Raw genomic sequence first — 15,785 nt, 5'->3', positions numbered from 1 at the left:
GTCAATCTATGGTGCGGCGGTGGGGCCAGGCATGATCGATCGCGGGTTGAAGCCATGAGCCGCCGGTCCTGCCAGGTCGCGATTGTCGGCGCCGGGCCGGCCGGGCTGTTTGCCGCGGAAAAACTTGCCGAGGCCGGGCTCGAGGTCACGATCTTCGAGCGCCTGGCCTCGCCGGCGCGAAAATTTCTGCTGGCCGGACGAGGCGGCCTCAATCTGACCCATTCGGAGCCGCGGGCGGCCTTTCTGGCTCGCTATGGCGCCGCCGGGCCATGGCTCCGGCCCGGGCTGGACGCCTTTCCGCCGGCAGCGCTCAGGGCCTGGGCCGAGGGGCTCGGCCAGAAAACCTTTGTCGGATCGAGCGGCCGGGTGTTTCCCGAAAGCTTCAAGGCGTCGCCGCTGGCGCGCGCCTGGCTGGCCCGGCTCGAGGCCAAGGGCGTCACCCTGGCCACCCGCCGCCGTTTCACCGGTTTCGGCCCGGCCGGCGCCTTGCTGTTCGACGGCCCCGACGGCGGCGAAACCGTCAAGGCCAAGGCGGTCCTGTTGGCGCTTGGCGGAGCCAGTTGGCCGCGCATGGGTTCGGATGGTGCCTGGGTCGGGCTGCTTGCGGCGAGGGGTGTTGCCATCACACCGCTCGAGCCGGCCAATATGGGGATCGAGATCGACTGGTCCCCCGAATTTGCCGCGCGCTTTGCCGGCCAGCCGCTGAAGCGCATTGCGATCACCGTCGGGGACCGGCAAGCCGAGGGCGAGGCCGTCATCACGGCGGCTGGGCTGGAGGGTGGCGTGGTCTATGCCCTCTCCGCGCCGATCCGCGCAGCGCTCGCCGACGGCAAGGCCCGGCTTGCCATCGATCTGAAGCCGGATCTGGCCCAGGGCACGATCGCCGCCCGGATCGCCGGCGCGCGCACCAAGGATTCGCTGTCGAGCAGGCTGAAGAAGCGCTTGGGATTGACGCCCCAGGCCATCGGCGTCCTGCACGAAGCCGTGGCTGGTCCGCTGCCACGCGATCCGGCGCGCCTTGCCGCTCTGATCAAGGCGGCCGTCATCGACATTCAGGCGGTGCGACCGATCGAACGGGCGATTTCCACCGCCGGCGGCGTCAGCCGCGATGCCGTCAGCGCCGAAGGCGAACTCGCCGCCCTGCCCGGCGTCTTCGTCGCCGGTGAAATGCTCGACTGGGAGGCGCCGACCGGCGGCTACCTGCTGCAGGCGACTTTCGCCACCGCCGTCGTCGCGGCCCGCGGCATAGCACGGCGGCTCGGTGTCACGCTGGAAGACGAAAGCCCAATCGTCTGGTGATCAGGCACAGGGGGCGTTCGTGCCGCTGCGGGTGACCGAGGTGCCGATGCGCGGCGTGGCATAGAGCCGATCCGACAGCACGATGCCGCCGGTGAGCTCCCAACCCGCGATGGGAACGTATTTGTGGAAGACCTCGGCCAAGACAAGGAAGCCGGTGGTGCCAAGAGGCGGCATGAGCTGTGGCGGCACGACCATGACGCTACCGACCGCGTGGCGCTGGCCGACGGAATTGCCCGCTGAATCGGTCAGGGCACCGACCTTGTTGCAGACATCGCTCCAGGCGGCAGTTGCCTTGCCCTTGTCGTCGATCTTGATGCCGGTCACGACCGCGGCGGTCTTGCTGGTCGGAAACGGCGCCATGACGCCGGCGGTGGCATTCAGGATATTGGTCATGTCGGCATTGGCGATGACCGAGGTCTGAGACGCCAGATCGGCCAGCGCGCGGGTGGCGACCGATACCTTGCGGTTCGCCTGCAAGGCCTGCGTCGTTTCGAAGGCCATGAAAAGCAGCGGGACCATCAGCGTCACGACAATGGCGAACTCGACCGCAGCCACGCCCCGATTGTCGCGGCGGACGCGCGACAGCAGGTCGCCGCTCCTCGTCGCGATCGAGGCAATGCGGAACCTGAGATCAGTGCACATCATCGAGAGCATCATTTCAGCAAAGCCTTCATGAGGACGTGCACGGCGAGGGCGCCCGCGTCGGGAAGGGTTAGAAGGGTTCGTTGCGGAACACCGCCGTCGCCCTGAGCAGGCGCTTGCCATTCGGCAGATCGCCAAAGCCAAGCCCGAAGGTCGGCATCATGATCGGCCATTCATAGACCACCTTGACGACGACGATGTCGCCGCCATTGCCCTGATTGTAGCCCATGCTGGAATAGTTCACCGCGCCCGAACTCGTCCGCGCCGGACCCGACGTATCGGCATTGCCGAAATTGGCGACGGTCTTCACGTCGACGGCGATACCGGAACAGCTCAACATGACTCTGGCTTTGTCGCAGACCGCCTGCTGGAACGCCGCCTTGTTGAAATTGGCGGCCTGGGCCTGCCCGGTCAGGACCAGGCGCGCCGCATCGGCGGTGGCCGTTTCCAGGATCTGGCTGGCAAAAAAGGCCAGCGCCACCTCGATGATACCAAAAAGCAGCGTAAAGAACGGCAAAGCAACGAGGCCGAACTCGACCGCCGTCACACCATCGGCATCGCGCTTGAAACGGCGGACGATCCGCACCGGCGTCAAGCCGCCGCGCAACGATCGCAAAGACAACCAAGTCATGCAGCCACCCGGACGCAAAACGGACATGCCCTTCGTCTCCTGACCCGGGCACGCATAATCGGCCGGCCGTCAAGGCTGGTTGTCTTAGCGGAAACCCATTGACGAACTCTTGCCCCGAAACCCAAAACTGAGCGGTGCTTGGGGTCAACGCGGCGCGGCCGCGGCGGCGCCGCGATTGGATGCGGCGGCGTCGCGGCTCCGCGACTGACCCAGCGCCGTATCGAAAAACACCTTGGAATCGCCAACCGCCATAGTGCGCTCGCAGGTGGGCGTGCAGGAATAGGTTTCCCGTTCGACGCCGCGATAAACCTGCACGACGGCATCATTTTGCGGACGCACGCGGATCTGCACCGCCATCAGCTGTTCGCCGCGCGCGTCCAATGCGATCAGATTGGTCGAGCCAATGCCTTTGCCGGTCAGCACCATCAGCCCGCCATTCTGCACGGTGGCGTCGGCGATCAATGGATTGCCAATGACCAGCGTCGTCACGCGCGGGGGCAGGCGCACGATGCGCGCCTGATCCATCGTCACCGTCAGGCCATGGGTCGCGAGTTCCGCCTGGTTCTGTGCCGCTTCAACAGCCCGCGACGGCTGTGCGGCAAGCATGACGAGCCCAAGGGTCAGCAGAAATGCAATGAGCGGCGACCGGCGACTAGACGTGACCGCCATGGTGTTCAAAGCTCCGGACAGCGGGCGGATATCATTCATGGCCGCGAGCTAACCAGAAATTGGTGAACGATTTGCCAATTGCCGCCAGCCGGCGCCGCACCGGCAGCGGATCGGCCTCGACCAGGCTCAATTACCATCTGATATTTGCGCAACGACAACGACGTCTGGCCACTTATTCGTGTATTACGGTGACAAGAAATCCGACGTTAAGAATTTTTACTCGGATTTTCGCAAGTCATAAACCAATTATTATTGCGATCAAGGCGAGATTAACCAACTCGAAGACCTTGTCTATTTCGAGGAATTCACACGTTCGATTTAACTAAGCCGCAAGAGGTGGCTGCTAGGTTGTCAATCATTCGAAAGGGTCGGCAAAAGACCTGCCGGATAGCGCCAGATCGGCGCCTCAACGTGGACACTAGGAGTCAGTCATGAAGAGCCTTCTCGCCCGCTTCGCCAAGGACCAGTCCGGCGCCACCGCCATCGAATATGGCCTGATCGCCGCCGGCATCGCCGCTGTCATCATCGTCACCGTCAATTCGATCGGCGGCACCGTTCTCACCAAGTTTACCTTCATCGACACCGAATTGAAGAAGTAAGTGCCAGGTCGATTGGCTCTTCCATGGCTCGCCATCTGGCGGGCCATTTGGACTCTGGAAGCCGCGGGATGCCGTCATGAGAGCCTGTATCGCTCGCTTCCTCAGGGACAACTCCGGAGCAACGGCGATGGAGTATGGCTTGATCATCGCCGCGCTCGCGGCGGCCATAATCGTGGTCATGTTCAGTATAGGTAACAAGATCAAAGACATGTTTGTCTTCATTGAAGGCAATTTGTCTCGCTGAAGCCGGTTCGAAACAAACCGGATCTCCCGCGGTCCTTCATCTTCTTGGCGACGATGCGCGATGACATTCAACTCCGCGAACATGACCAGGGGACACAGGGTCGAGACGCTGGCGTCGATCGACGCGCAGCTTGCCGTCATCCGTGCCGAGGCCGCATCGACACTTTTCCTTGTCGTGGCCGTGCTTGCCACGGGCCTGGTGGCCGGCTCGCTCATCCTCTGGCGTTCACTGGTCTGAAACCGTCGGCATGTCATCGTCGGCCGGGTTGTTGGATCCAAGCATCATGACCGAACTCGCCATTCTCCTGATCTTTCCGGCAATGATGGCCTTCGCTGCCGCCAGCGATCTGTTCACCATGACCATCTCCAACCGGATTTCGCTGGTCCTGGTCGCAGCCTTCATTGCCCTTGCCTTGGTCAGCGGCATGAGTTGGCAGGCGATCGGCATGCACGGCCTGGCCGGCTTGGCGGTACTTGCCATCACCTTCGGCTTTTTCGCCTGCGGCTGGATCGGCGGCGGCGATGCCAAGCTCGCCGCGGTGACGGCGCTCTGGCTCGGCTGGTCGCAACTTCTGGAATATGCACTCTATTCATCGCTGCTCGGCGGTCTGCTGACCATCGGGCTCTTGTCGCTGCGCGGCGCACCGATGCACCCGGCCTTCCTGATGCGGGAGGGCTGGTACGCCAAGATCACTGATGCCAAGACCGGTATCCCCTATGGCATCGCGCTTGCCGCCGCCGGCCTGCTGCTCTACCCGACGAGCATCTGGATGAATGGCGCGCTGCCCAATTGACCGGAACGCTATGAGCTGAGCCGGTTACCTCCTGTTGGGCCAGATTGCTCACGTCTAATTAACCATAAGTTGACCTTTGCCTGATGAAATCCGCCATCGAGACGAGGGCTAACGTTCCTCGCCGAGCGTGAGGGTCCGTCAGATGCGTTTGAAGCCTGCCCAGATCGTCGTCATTGCAGTGGCGCTCGGTGCCGGTGGGCTTGCCGCAATGCTGATGGGCGGCCGCAGGGCTCCGGCCCCGGTGGTTCAGCAGACCGTCGCGCCGGCTCCCGAAATGCGCACCGTCGATGTCCTGGTGGCAAGCGTCGACGTGCCCATGGGCAAGGTCCTGTTGCCCAGCGATATTCAATGGCGCCGCTGGCCCGAAGAGGCCGGATCCGACAACTTTGTCGTCAGGCGCAGCGGCAACAACGGCCAGGCGGCGATGGACGAGGCTATCGGCTCGATCGCGCGCACCTCCTTCGTCCAGGGTGAGCCGATCCGGCCCGCCAAGCTGATCAAGGGTGGCCGAGGCTTCATGTCGGCCATTCTGGCGCCCGGCATGCGCGCCATCGCGGCGCCGATCGACGACCCGTCGCGCGGCGCCGGTGCCTTCATCCTGCCCAATGACCGCGTCGACGTCATTCTCGCCCGCCGCAACGGCACCGCCGCGGCCCAGGCCGAAGGCATGAGCCATACGAGTTCGACCGTGCTGCGCAATGTGCGCGTGCTGGCGGTCGATCAGGTGGTGGAAGAACGCAATGGCGAGAAAACCATTGTCGGCCGCACCGCCACCCTGGAACTGACCCCGGTCCAGGCCGAAACGCTGGCGCTTGCCCGCGAGCTCGGCACCCTGTCGCTGGCGCTGCGCAGCCTCGCCGATTCCGCCTCGTCCAACCTTGCCGGCGAAGCCGGCGACGACGGCGACCCGATGTTCTCGTCGCGCCACGGCAACCGGATGACCATCGTGCGCCATGGCACCGTGCAATCGGTGCCAACCAGCACGCAAGGGACCGAATGATGCGCCGCGCAATCCTGCACGCCATGTCCGCGAAAGAGCTTCCAATGCGCGCCGTAGCCCGGACGATGACTTTGATCGGCCGCCACGTGCCCGTGGTCGTGATCGGCGCTCTGATGGCTGCGACGAGCTTCTCCTCCGTGCTGGCACAGTCGAGTTCGGTGCCGCGTCAGCGGGTTGAAACATTGGGCAACAGGCCGGTTGCGCTCGGCGTCGGCAAATCATTGGCGATCGACCTGCCGCGCGATGCCCGCGATGTCATCGTCGCCAACCCGGCGATCGCCAACGCGGTCGTGCGATCGGCGCGGCGGGTCTTTCTGATCGGCGTCGCGGTTGGCCAGACCAATGTCTTCTTCCTGGATGCCGAGGGCCGGCAGATTGCCGGCTATGACATCGAGGTCGGCCGCGATCTCGGCGGGCTGCGGCTCGCGCTGCGCAGCCTGCTGCCGGGCTCCAACCTCGATGTCCGCTCGGTCAACGATGCCGTGGTGCTCTCCGGCCAGGTCGCGACGCCGCTCGAGGCGCAGCAGGCCGTCGATGTCGCGATCCGGCTGGTCGGCGACGAGAAGAAGGTGGTCAACGCGATCTCGATCCGCGGCCGCGACCAGGTGCATCTGAAGGTGACGGTCGCCGAGATCCAGCGGACCGCGATCAAGCAATTGGGCGTAAACCTACAGGCTTTCGACCCCTTTACCACCCCGGCGGTCCCCGGCGCCTCGGGCAACCTCGCCAATTCCGGCGGCTTCGTCTACGGCCTGCTGACCCAGGGCCGGTTCAACGTCAACAATATCGATCCGACGCCCAATGCCGGCACCATCGGCACCCGCGTCGGCAACACCATCGTCGCCGGCACGGTGCGCGCGTTCGAAGAAAGCGGGCTGGCGCGGACACTCGCCGAACCGACGTTGACCGCCATCTCCGGCGAACAGGCGCGCTTCCTGGCGGGCGGCGAATTTCCAATTCCGTCAGGACGAGACCAACAGGGCAATATCTCGCTCGAGTTCAAGCCGTTCGGCGTCGGCCTCGCGTTCACGCCGATCGTGCTGTCCGAGGGCCGGATCAGCCTGCGCGTCGGCGTCGAGGTCAGCGAGCTCTCCAATGAATTCTCATTGCGCCTGCAGTCGCTCAACGTCCCGGGTCTGCGGACCCGCCGCGCCGACACCACCGTGGAACTGCCGTCGGGCGGATCGATCGTCATGGCCGGCCTCCTGCAGGAGCAGACCCGGCAGGCGATCAGCGGTCTGCCCGGCATGATCAACCTGCCGATCATCGGTGCGCTGTTCCGTTCGCGCGACTATCAGCGCGGCGAAACCGAACTGGTGGTCATCGTGACGCCCTACATCGTCCGGCCGGTTCCGGCCAACCAGCTCGCCCGTCCCGACGACAACTACCGCGACGCCTCCGATCCGGCGGGCATCCTGATCGGCCGGCTCAATCGCATCTACGGCACGACCGGCGCAGCGCCGCCGAATGGCCGTTTCAACGGACCGGTCGGCTTCATCCGTGACTGATCTTCGAGAGGGATTGCACATGTTCCGCGCGCTTCGCCGCATCCCGGCAATCCGCCTTGCGCTGTTTGGAATAGCCGCCATTGGCATCGGCGGCTGCCAGCACAACCGTGTCACGGCAATCGATCAGGGCGTGCCGGTGGACTACCGGCAGCGTCATCCGATCATGGTGTCGCCGCAGGGCGCCTATGTCGCGAGCCAATGCGGCCAGTGGCCGCATGACCTCGGTCCGAGCGACGGAGCGATGAGCAATCTCAACAAGACCTATTGGAACTTCGGCTGCGCCACGCAACAGAACCTCGCGGCCATGGTCGCGCAGCCGAGCGATCTCCTGCATCCGCGCGCGCAAGGTGAACTCGATTCGACGCGCCGCCAGACCGCTCTGGCCCGCTATCGACGCGGCGAGTCGCCGGGGCCGCACACGATCCATCAGCCGATTCAGCCGCTCACCGACGTCAAGGCCGGCGTCAGGGGCGGAGGAGGATAACCAACGTGCAGGACACGCCGCATCAAGATCAGGATCTCAGCGAGCAGATCGCTCCTGTCCCGCGCATTTCGCTGCAGGCCTTCTGCGAAACCGCCGATCTGGCGGAGGTGATCGCCGAGGCCGCCGAAGACCGGCGCATGGACAAGGCCCATCTGCGCGTTCAAATGGGTGGAGCTCCGGCTGCGGCGGAAGCCTATCGCTCGTCGCCGACGCCAAATGTGGTCATTCTCGAGACGGTCGGCCGTCGCAACGAGATCCTCGACCATCTCGACGAGCTGGCCGAGGTGTGTGACGCCACCACCAAGGTGATCGTCATTGGCCAGGTCAATGACATCGTGCTCTATCGCGAGCTGGTGGCGCGCGGCGTGAGCGATTACCTCATCGGTCCGATCGGCGTGCTCGATGTGGTCAGAACCGTATCGTCGCTTTATGCCGCGCCCGGGACCAAGCCGGTCGGCCGGGTGATCGCGGTGATCGGCGCCAAGGGCGGCGTCGGCGCCTCGACGATTGCGCATAATCTCGGCTGGGCGATTTCCCGCGATATCGGCGTCGACACCTGCATTGCCGACATGGATCTGCCGTTCGGCACGGGCGGCCTCGATTTCAACCAGGATCCGCCGCAGGGAATCGCCGACGCGGTGTTCTCGCCGGATCGCGTCGATACCGCCTTCATCGACCGGCTGCTGTCACGCTGCTCGGACAATCTCTCGCTGCTCGCGGCACCTGCAACGCTCGAGCGTGTCTATGATATCGGACCGGACGCTTTCGACCCGCTGATCGATATTCTGCGCGCCACCATTCCCGCGATCATCCTCGATCTGCCGCATGGCTGGACGGCCTGGTCGAAGCGCGCTCTGACCAATGCCGACGAGATCCTGGTCGTCGCCGCGCCGGATCTCGCCAATCTGCGCAATGCCAAGAACATGATGGACCTGTTGCGGGCCTCGCGACCGAACGATTCGGCGCCGCGCTATCTGCTGAACCAGATCGGCGTTGCCAAACGCCCGGAGATCAAGCCGGTCGATTTCGCCAAGGCGCTGGAGGCCGATCCGGTTTCGGTCATCGCATTCGAGCCGCAACTGTTCGGCACGGCGGCCAATAACGGCCAGATGATCGCCGAGATGGAACCTGGCCATAAGGTCTCGGGCCAGTTCACCGAGCTTGCCCTGGCCATGACCGGCCGCCACGACACGCGCAAGACACGCCAGGGGCTGCTCGCTCCGCTCACGCCATTGCTCGAAAAACTGACGCAGCGACGCAAGAAGGCCTGACGGCCGGGGATCTGACGCACCATGTTCGGAAAGCGCGGCACAACGGGATCGGGAAGCGGACGCCCCCCCTCGCAGGGTGTGGGCACGCTCGAACGCCCGTCATCGACCAGCGCCTCGCGTGCGCCGGATCCGGCGGCACGGTTCTCGCCGAGTGTCGCCTCGCCGCCGCTTGCGCCGATGGCCCCGGCCGCGCCGGCCGCGCCGCCGCCGTCGGACGAACGGCAGCGCTCCGCGAGCTTTTACGAGACCAAGGGCCAGGTCTTCGGTGCGCTGATCGAAGCGATCGACCTGTCGCAGCTCGCCAAGCTCGACGGCCAGTCGGCGCGCGAGGAAATCCGCGACATCGTCAACGAGATCATCACCATCAAGAACGTGGTGATGTCGATCGCCGAACAGGAGGACCTGCTCGAGGACATCTGCAACGACGTTCTCGGCTACGGGCCGCTCGAGCCGCTGCTGGCCCGCGACGACATCTCGGACGTCATGGTCAATGGCCCGAACACGGTCTATATCGAGGTCGCCGGCAAGATTCAGCGGACCGGTATCCGGTTCCGCGACGCCTCGCAGTTGATGAACATCTGCCAGCGTATCGTCAGCCAGGTCGGCCGGCGCGTCGATGAATCGTCGCCCATCTGCGATGCCCGCCTGCCCGACGGCTCACGCGTCAACGTCATCGCTCCGCCGCTTGCCATTGACGGTGCTGCGCTGACCATCCGCAAATTCAAGAAGGACAAGCTGACGCTCGAGCAGCTGGTCAAGTTCGGTTCGATTTCGCCCGAGGGCGCCGAGGTTCTCAAGATCATCGGCCGGGTACGCTGCAATATCGTCGTCTCGGGCGGCACCGGCTCGGGCAAGACGACACTGCTCAATTGCCTGACCCGCTATATCGATAGCGACGAGCGGATCATCACCTGCGAGGACGCTGCCGAGCTGCAATTGCAGCAGCCGCATGTCGTACGCCTGGAAACCCGGCCGCCCAATCTCGAAGGCGAAGGCCAGGTGACCATGCGCGAACTGGTCAGAAACTGCCTGCGCATGCGCCCCGAACGGATCATCGTCGGCGAGGTCCGCGGTCCCGAAGTGTTCGACCTTCTGCAAGCGATGAACACCGGTCACGACGGCTCGATGGGCACGATCCACGCCAATAGCCCGCGCGAATGTCTCAGCCGCATGGAATCGATGATCGCCATGGGCGGCTATACGCTGCCGGCCAAGACGGTGCGCGAGATCATCGTCGGCTCGGTCGATATCATCGTGCAGGCCTCTCGCCTGCGCGACGGCTCGCGCCGGATCACCCACATCACCGAGGTGATGGGGCTCGAAGGCGATACGCCGATTACCCAGGATCTGTTCGTCTACGAAATGCTGGGTGAGGACGAGCATGGCAAGATCAATGGCCGCCACCGTTCGACCGGCATCGGCCGTCCGCGTTTCTGGGATCGCGCTCGCTATTATGGCGAGGACAAGAGGTTGGCCGCGGCGCTCGACGCGGCCGATGTCGACGAGCCGATGAGGTAGGCGATGTTCGAGATCGACACCCTGGCGATTATCGGGCTGGCGGTCCTCTGCGCCGGTGGGCTCGCCTATGCCCTGATCTATCCATCCCTCTCCGGCGAAGTGAAGGCCGACGAGCGGCGCGAGGCCGTTGCCGGCACGACGGCTCGCGCGGTTCGCAAGGCGGACGAGCCAGCAGTGAAACGGCCGAGCGTCGAGGAGACGCTGAAGGAAATCGACCGGCGTCAGAACAATGCGAGCCGGCCACCGCTGTCGGTGCGCATCGCCCAGGCCGGGCTGACCTGGTCGAAGAACCGTTTCCTTATGTTCTCGGGTGTTCTCGCGGTGCTCGGCTTCCTGGGGGCCGTGGTCTTCGGTGTTGGGCCCCTCTGGGCGCTGGCCGCCGGACTGGCGCTGGGCGTCGGTTTGCCGCAGTGGCTCCTGAGCTTCCTGAAGAAACGCCGGCTGGTCGCTTTCCTGAACGAGCTCGCCAATGCCGTCGACGTCATCGTGCGCGGCGTCAAGGCAGGCCTGCCGCTGGGTGATTGCCTGCGCATTGTCGCAACCGAGGCGCAAGAGCCGGTGAAAGCCGAATTCCGCCACATCATCGAACAGACGACGATGGGCATTCCCTTGCACGAGGCCGTGCTGAAGCTCTACGAGCGCATGCCGGTCGCGGAAGCCAATTTCTTCTGCATCGTCGTATCGATCCAGCAAAAGGCCGGCGGCAATCTGGCGGAGAGCCTCGGCAACCTGTCCAAGGTGCTGCGCGACCGCAAGAAGATGAAGGCGAAGATCGTCTCGATGTCGCAGGAAGCCAAGGCCTCGGCCGGGATCATCGCCTGCTTGCCGCCAGGCGTGATGATCTTCGTCTACTTGTCGACGCCGCAATATATTTCGCTTCTGTGGACGACCGACATGGGCCGCATGATGCTTGCCGGCTGCCTGTTGTGGATGTTCACCGGCGTCTTGGTCATGCGCAAAATGATCAACTTCGATTTCTGATGCGGAAGAGCTGACATGCTGGGCCTCCTCATCGAGAAGCTTCACGACCGGGATTTCATGATCCAGCTGCTCATCGCCATCGCGGTGGGCGCGACCGTCCTGACCTTCACCATGCCGCTGCTTGCCGGCGACAATCTCGGCCGGCGCATGAAAGCGGTCTCGGTCGAGCGCAGCCGCATTCGCGAACGTGAGCGCGCGCGGCTCGCCAGCGGCGAGCGGATCAATGTCCGGCCGACACCGAAGGCCTGGATGCTGTCGATCGTCGAGACGCTGAAGCTGACCAAACACCTCGCCCAGGACGAGGCGCGTGACAAGCTCATGCAGGCCGGCCACCGCGGCCAGGGTCCCTATGTCGCCTTCCTGCTCTTCCGCTTGGTGGTGCCGGTCATCACCTTCATGGTGGCGCTGTTTTATCTCTTTGTTATCAACGATCTTCAGCAACCGGCGATCGTCCGGCTGCTGCTTGCCCTGTTTGCCGCCTATATTGGCCTGCAGCTGCCGATGCTGTTCCTGAAAAACCAGATCGCGCGCCGGCAGACCTCGATCCGGCGGGCCTTTCCCGACGCCCTGGATCTGATGCTGATCTGCGTCGAGAGCGGCATGTCGATCGAAGTCGCATTCAGGCGCGTCAGCGGCGAGATCGGCACCCAATCGGTGCCGCTGGCCGAGGAACTGACGCTGACGACGGCCGAGCTCAGCTACCTGCAGGATCGCCGGCTCGCCTATGAAAACCTCGCCAAGCGCACCGATCTCGACGGGGTGCGGGCAGTCTGCATGGCGCTCATCCAGTCCGAGCGCTACGGCACGCCGCTGGCCAATACGCTGCGCGTCATGGCCCAGGAAAATCGCGACATGCGCATGTCCGAAGCGGAAAAAAAGGCCGCGGGACTGCCGCCCAAGCTGACCGTGCCGATGATCCTGTTCTTCCTGCCCTGCCTGTTCATCGTCATCATGGGGCCGGCCGCCATCCGTCTGATGGGCTCGAACTGAGCGGCGGCGCGGGCGCGAGCCGCGGCCCGCCGGCCGGCACCACCTCGGCCGCCGCCAGCCTGCGATAAAGGTTGCGCGACCGGCGCACCGGCCACCAGTCGTAGAGCAGGATCTCGGCGGGCCGCCAGTTGGCGACCCAGCCGAACACCGAAAGCCCGTCGCGCAGGCCCTCGCGCCAGCCGTCACGGATCGGCGCAGCGTCGACCACCTGGGCCAGTGCCGTGCAGGCGGCGAGCACGCACAATCCGATCATCAGCGAAATCACCCCGCGCCGCAGCAGCCGGCGCAAATTCTGGTGCTCGGTGGTGGCAAGGCGTCCAAAATGCACGTCGACCACCTTCTCCAGCTTGCTGGTGGTCGCCCGTGCGGCCGGCTGGCCATTTTCGGAGAGGTCGATGATGAAACCGTCGCCGCGCGGCGCGTCCCAGGCCTGGGAGACGATATATTGGCCGATCGGCCGGTTCAGGTTGTGCTCATGGAACGGCGATGGATCGAAGGTGGTGAAAAGCTGCTCGACATGGGGAACGTCGATGCCGATCCGGGTGATGCCTTTCATGTCTGCCTCCCGCCTGGGGGCCAGCGGCCCTTGGAACCGCGCGGCAAGATTGGCCACATCGCGGCAGCGCCGTCGAGAATGCCAGGCCGCCGCTCAGGCCCGTCGGGTGATCCGCTCGCGCCGGAACAAGAGCCAGCCGACAATCGCCACGTTGAGCAGGTTCCACAGGATGCCGTTGACGAAGGCGGCCTGGTAGGACTGGGTCAGGTCGTAGATGACGCCCGACATCCAACCGCCGAGAGCCATGCCCAGAAGGGTCGCCATCAACACGACGCCCACCCGCACCCCGGCCTCGCCCGCCGGGAAATATTCCCGCACGATAATGGCATAGCTCGGCACGATGCCGCCCTGGAACAGGCCGAACAGGATCGAGAAGATATAGAGCGGCGTTAAAGCGTCCGAGGTCAGGAACAGCAACAGCGCCACCCCCTGGAGAACCGCGCTGAGAAGCAATGTCGCAAGCCCGCCGATCCGGTCGGCGATAAAGCCCGAGGCGACCCGGCTGACGACACCGAAGGCCAACATCAAGGACAGCATTTCCGCGCCACGCGCGACGCCGTAACCGAGATCGGCGCAATAGGCGACGATATGGACCTGCGGCATGGCCATGGCAACACAGCAGGCAACACCGGCAACGGCGAGGAGCCACATCAAGCTGTTCGGTTGCAGCCCGAGGCCCGCGGTCTTGCGGATATGGGGCGAGGCGCTGGTCGTGACCGGCTCCGGCGGCGGGGCCCGACGCAACAGCAGCGCAAGTGGCGCCATCGTCACCGCGACGAAAATGCCGATCGCGATATGGGTCATGCGCCAGCCGACCGATTCGAGCGCGAAACGAACCACCTGCGGCCAGACTGCGCCTGCGATGTAGTTGCCGCAGGCGCAGAGCGCGACGGCGATCCCGCGCCGCTTGTGGAACCACAGCGAGACATGCGCCATCAGCGGCCCGAATACGGCGGCCGCACCGAACATTCCGATGAGCAGGCCGTGGGCCGCCGCGAACACCCAGACATTGGGCGCCAGTCCGGCGATCACATAACCGAGGCCCATGACCAGGCCGCCGCCCATCACCGGGAACATGATGCCGAAACGATCGGTCAGCCGGCCCATCAGCACGCCACCGAGGGCGAAGCCGATCATCGTGAATGTATAGGGCAGGGAGGCGTCGCCGCGCGCGATGCCAAAATCCGCCTGCACTGCGGGCAGCACGACGACCACCGACCACATGCCGACACCGCCGATGGTGCCGAGCGCCAGCGCCACCAGAAGACGCATCCAGGCGGCCGGGCCGTCGATTTCGGACGACGAAGCCCGGTTGGGTGCAGGTGATGTCTTTTGCAGCAAGTCGGCACCATCAAGGGCAGGGCCGGAGAGGTTAACATTCTCCACCTGCACAAAACAGCAGCAGTCCCGCGCGACGGCCTTGCATCTCCCGACGGGCTTGCTGGCGCGGTGACCGGTCACCGCGCCATGGCGGCTCAGGCCGCGTGCAGCTGTCCGGGCATCGGGCCGGTATAATGCGACTGCGGACGGATGATCCGGCCACTCTGCTCCTGCTCGAGGACATGGGCGGTCCAGCCGGCGACGCGACCGGTCGCGAAGACATTGGTGAAACTGTCGCGCGGCAGCTCCAGGGCTTCGAGAACCAGGGCGGTATAGAACTCGACATTGGTGTCGAGCGACCGCCCGGCCTTGTGCTCGCGCAGCAGCTCGAGGGCGCCGGCTTCCACCTCCTCGGCGAAACGGATCCGGTTGTTGCCGAGGCTGAGATCGGCGGCGACGCCCTTCAGCACATCGGCGCGCGGGTCGCGCACCCGGTAGATCCGGTGGCCGAAACCCATCAGGCGCGCGCCATCGGCAAGCGCCGAAGCAAGCCATGGCCGGATATTGGCCGGAGTGCCAATGGCATCGAGCATATCGAGAACCGGGCCGGGTGCCCCGCCGTGCAGCGGCCCCTTCAGCGCGCAAAGCGCGCCAACCACGGCCGACAGCAAGCCGGCGCGCGTCGAGGCGATGACCCGCGCGGCGAAGGTCGAGGCATTGAGCCCGTGATCGGCGACGGTGACGAGATAGGCCTCGAGCGCCCGGGCATGGGCTGCCGGAACGGCCTGTCCGCGCATCATTCGCAGGCAGTCCTCGGCCTGGCCGAGGCTCTCGTCGGGTGCGACCGGAGCGAGGCCGCGCTTGCGGCGGGCGATCGCGGCGGCAAAGACCGGAACGGCGGCAACCGCCAGGACATGGTGAGGCGTCGGCTCGGCATCCGGCAGGGCTGCGAGCAGCAGCCGGAGCGATTCGACCGCGGACAGCCCGTCGGTCGCGGCGATCAGCCTGCCGACGGTCGCATAAGCGGCGACACGGGCCTTGCCGAGCGCCGCGCGGATCGCCTGTTCATCCATCGATTCGGCCACGAAACCGTCCCAGAGCAAGGCCAGCACCGCTTCGAAGCTTCGCTGCCCGGCGAGCTCGTCCAGATCGAACCCGCGAACGATCAGCCGGCCGGCGGCGCCGTCGACATGGCTCAGAACGGTTTCAGCGGCGATGACGTCATCGAGACCTGAAGACATGGCAATACCTCGTCATTTTCGGATCGCCAGCTTGCGCTT

At 65.0% G+C, this 15,785-nt stretch carries 18 protein-coding genes; 12 read left to right on the top strand and 6 right to left on the bottom strand.

Annotated elements, in window-relative coordinates; translation table 11 throughout:
- The first annotated feature begins 54 nt into the window (after window positions 1-54).
- Window positions 55-1,299 (top strand): BaiN/RdsA family NAD(P)/FAD-dependent oxidoreductase, encoded by a 1,245-nt coding sequence (locus E8M01_RS12395; RefSeq protein WP_136960405.1) that lies wholly within the window; start codon window positions 55-57, stop codon window positions 1,297-1,299.
- On the opposite strand, the gene E8M01_RS12390 is transcribed toward E8M01_RS12395, so the two are convergent.
- The 3 genes from E8M01_RS12390 to E8M01_RS12380 form a co-directional block, all read right to left on the bottom strand.
- Entirely contained in the window at window positions 1,300-1,944 is a 645-nt protein-coding gene (locus E8M01_RS12390; protein ID WP_170181880.1) for a TadE/TadG family type IV pilus assembly protein, read from the bottom strand.
- Window positions 1,945-2,011: 67 nt separating this feature from the next.
- Complete coding sequence (locus tag E8M01_RS12385) at window positions 2,012-2,572, bottom strand: TadE/TadG family type IV pilus assembly protein (RefSeq protein WP_170181879.1); 561 nt, start codon at window positions 2,570-2,572, stop codon at window positions 2,012-2,014.
- Window positions 2,573-2,716: 144 nt separating this feature from the next.
- Entirely contained in the window at window positions 2,717-3,280 is a 564-nt protein-coding gene (locus E8M01_RS12380) for a pilus assembly protein N-terminal domain-containing protein (protein ID WP_136960402.1), read from the bottom strand.
- A 392-nt stretch (window positions 3,281-3,672) separates the two neighbouring features.
- On the opposite strand from E8M01_RS12380, the gene E8M01_RS12375 reads away from it, so the two are divergent.
- The 11 genes from E8M01_RS12375 (at window position 3,673) to E8M01_RS12330 (ending at window position 12,629) form a co-directional block, all read left to right on the top strand.
- Window positions 3,673-3,840: a Flp family type IVb pilin gene (locus E8M01_RS12375; RefSeq protein ID WP_136960401.1), complete on the top strand. Its 168-nt coding sequence runs from the start codon at window positions 3,673-3,675 to the stop codon at window positions 3,838-3,840.
- A gap of 76 nt (window positions 3,841-3,916) precedes the next feature.
- Window positions 3,917-4,084: a Flp family type IVb pilin gene (locus E8M01_RS12370; protein WP_136960400.1), complete on the top strand. Its 168-nt coding sequence runs from the start codon at window positions 3,917-3,919 to the stop codon at window positions 4,082-4,084.
- Window positions 4,085-4,144: 60 nt separating this feature from the next.
- Window positions 4,145-4,321, top strand: coding sequence for a hypothetical protein (locus tag E8M01_RS35045; protein ID WP_170181878.1), 177 nt, complete (start codon window positions 4,145-4,147; stop codon window positions 4,319-4,321).
- A 46-nt stretch (window positions 4,322-4,367) separates the two neighbouring features.
- Window positions 4,368-4,877, top strand: coding sequence for an A24 family peptidase (locus E8M01_RS12365; protein WP_342778704.1), 510 nt, complete (start codon window positions 4,368-4,370; stop codon window positions 4,875-4,877).
- A gap of 142 nt (window positions 4,878-5,019) precedes the next feature.
- Entirely contained in the window at window positions 5,020-5,877 is an 858-nt protein-coding gene (cpaB, locus tag E8M01_RS12360; protein ID WP_246088700.1) for a Flp pilus assembly protein CpaB, read from the top strand.
- A 44-nt stretch (window positions 5,878-5,921) separates the two neighbouring features.
- The gene (locus E8M01_RS12355) at window positions 5,922-7,385 is read left to right on the top strand and encodes a type II and III secretion system protein family protein (protein WP_170181877.1); all 1,464 of its coding nucleotides are present in this window, start codon (window positions 5,922-5,924) and stop codon (window positions 7,383-7,385) included.
- Between the two features lie 19 nt (window positions 7,386-7,404).
- A complete protein-coding gene (locus E8M01_RS12350) occupies window positions 7,405-7,869 on the top strand; it encodes a CpaD family pilus assembly lipoprotein (protein WP_170181876.1) in 465 nt (154 codons plus the stop codon).
- Window positions 7,866-9,140, top strand: coding sequence for a CpaE/TadZ family protein (locus E8M01_RS12345; protein WP_136960397.1), 1,275 nt, complete (start codon window positions 7,866-7,868; stop codon window positions 9,138-9,140). Before E8M01_RS12350 ends, E8M01_RS12345 begins: the two co-directional genes overlap by 4 nt.
- Window positions 9,141-9,161: 21 nt before the next feature.
- Window positions 9,162-10,658: a TadA family conjugal transfer-associated ATPase gene (locus E8M01_RS12340; RefSeq protein ID WP_136960396.1), complete on the top strand. Its 1,497-nt coding sequence runs from the start codon at window positions 9,162-9,164 to the stop codon at window positions 10,656-10,658.
- A 3-nt stretch (window positions 10,659-10,661) separates the two neighbouring features.
- A complete protein-coding gene (locus E8M01_RS12335; protein WP_136960395.1) occupies window positions 10,662-11,639 on the top strand; it encodes a type II secretion system F family protein in 978 nt (325 codons plus the stop codon).
- 15 nt (window positions 11,640-11,654) lie between these two features.
- The gene (locus tag E8M01_RS12330; protein WP_136960394.1) at window positions 11,655-12,629 is read left to right on the top strand and encodes a type II secretion system F family protein; all 975 of its coding nucleotides are present in this window, start codon (window positions 11,655-11,657) and stop codon (window positions 12,627-12,629) included.
- Here the strand turns inward: E8M01_RS12330 and E8M01_RS12325 are convergent.
- From E8M01_RS12325 to E8M01_RS12315, 3 genes are all read right to left on the bottom strand, one after another.
- The gene (locus E8M01_RS12325; RefSeq protein WP_136960393.1) at window positions 12,589-13,185 is read right to left on the bottom strand and encodes a hypothetical protein; all 597 of its coding nucleotides are present in this window, start codon (window positions 13,183-13,185) and stop codon (window positions 12,589-12,591) included. The genes E8M01_RS12330 and E8M01_RS12325 overlap by 41 nt on opposite strands.
- A 93-nt stretch (window positions 13,186-13,278) precedes the next feature.
- On the bottom strand, window positions 13,279-14,457 hold the full coding sequence (locus E8M01_RS12320; protein ID WP_136964587.1) for an MFS transporter: 1,179 nt from the start codon (window positions 14,455-14,457) through the stop codon (window positions 13,279-13,281).
- Window positions 14,458-14,660: 203 nt separating this feature from the next.
- Window positions 14,661-15,746 (bottom strand): citrate synthase/methylcitrate synthase, encoded by a 1,086-nt coding sequence (locus tag E8M01_RS12315; RefSeq protein WP_136960392.1) that lies wholly within the window; start codon window positions 15,744-15,746, stop codon window positions 14,661-14,663.
- Between the last annotated feature and the right edge of the window lie 39 nt (window positions 15,747-15,785).

Source organism: Phreatobacter stygius (assembly GCF_005144885.1).
Classification (GTDB): Bacteria; Pseudomonadota; Alphaproteobacteria; order Rhizobiales; family Phreatobacteraceae; genus Phreatobacter; species Phreatobacter stygius.
This window is presented reverse-complemented; position numbering and strand designations above follow the sequence as displayed.

Bases quoted from the DNA above. Each gene is read 5' to 3' on its own strand.
- E8M01_RS12395 (WP_136960405.1), top strand. From the start codon at position 55: ATGAGCCGCCGGTCCTGCCAGGTCGCGATTGTCGGCGCCGGGCCGGCC.
- E8M01_RS12390 (WP_170181880.1), bottom strand. From the start codon at position 1,944: ATGATGTGCACTGATCTCAGGTTCCGCATTGCCTCGATCGCGACGAGG.
- E8M01_RS12385 (WP_170181879.1), bottom strand. From the start codon at position 2,572: ATGACTTGGTTGTCTTTGCGATCGTTGCGCGGCGGCTTGACGCCGGTG.
- E8M01_RS12380 (WP_136960402.1), bottom strand. From the start codon at position 3,280: ATGAATGATATCCGCCCGCTGTCCGGAGCTTTGAACACCATGGCGGTC.
- E8M01_RS12375 (WP_136960401.1), top strand. From the start codon at position 3,673: ATGAAGAGCCTTCTCGCCCGCTTCGCCAAGGACCAGTCCGGCGCCACC.
- E8M01_RS12370 (WP_136960400.1), top strand. From the start codon at position 3,917: ATGAGAGCCTGTATCGCTCGCTTCCTCAGGGACAACTCCGGAGCAACG.
- E8M01_RS35045 (WP_170181878.1), top strand. From the start codon at position 4,145: ATGACATTCAACTCCGCGAACATGACCAGGGGACACAGGGTCGAGACG.
- E8M01_RS12365 (WP_342778704.1), top strand. From the start codon at position 4,368: ATGACCGAACTCGCCATTCTCCTGATCTTTCCGGCAATGATGGCCTTC.
- cpaB (WP_246088700.1), top strand. From the start codon at position 5,020: ATGCGTTTGAAGCCTGCCCAGATCGTCGTCATTGCAGTGGCGCTCGGT.
- E8M01_RS12355 (WP_170181877.1), top strand. From the start codon at position 5,922: ATGCGCGCCGTAGCCCGGACGATGACTTTGATCGGCCGCCACGTGCCC.
- E8M01_RS12350 (WP_170181876.1), top strand. From the start codon at position 7,405: ATGTTCCGCGCGCTTCGCCGCATCCCGGCAATCCGCCTTGCGCTGTTT.
- E8M01_RS12340 (WP_136960396.1), top strand. From the start codon at position 9,162: ATGTTCGGAAAGCGCGGCACAACGGGATCGGGAAGCGGACGCCCCCCC.
- E8M01_RS12335 (WP_136960395.1), top strand. From the start codon at position 10,662: ATGTTCGAGATCGACACCCTGGCGATTATCGGGCTGGCGGTCCTCTGC.
- E8M01_RS12330 (WP_136960394.1), top strand. From the start codon at position 11,655: ATGCTGGGCCTCCTCATCGAGAAGCTTCACGACCGGGATTTCATGATC.
- E8M01_RS12325 (WP_136960393.1), bottom strand. From the start codon at position 13,185: ATGAAAGGCATCACCCGGATCGGCATCGACGTTCCCCATGTCGAGCAG.
- E8M01_RS12320 (WP_136964587.1), bottom strand. From the start codon at position 14,457: ATGCGTCTTCTGGTGGCGCTGGCGCTCGGCACCATCGGCGGTGTCGGC.
- E8M01_RS12315 (WP_136960392.1), bottom strand. From the start codon at position 15,746: ATGTCTTCAGGTCTCGATGACGTCATCGCCGCTGAAACCGTTCTGAGC.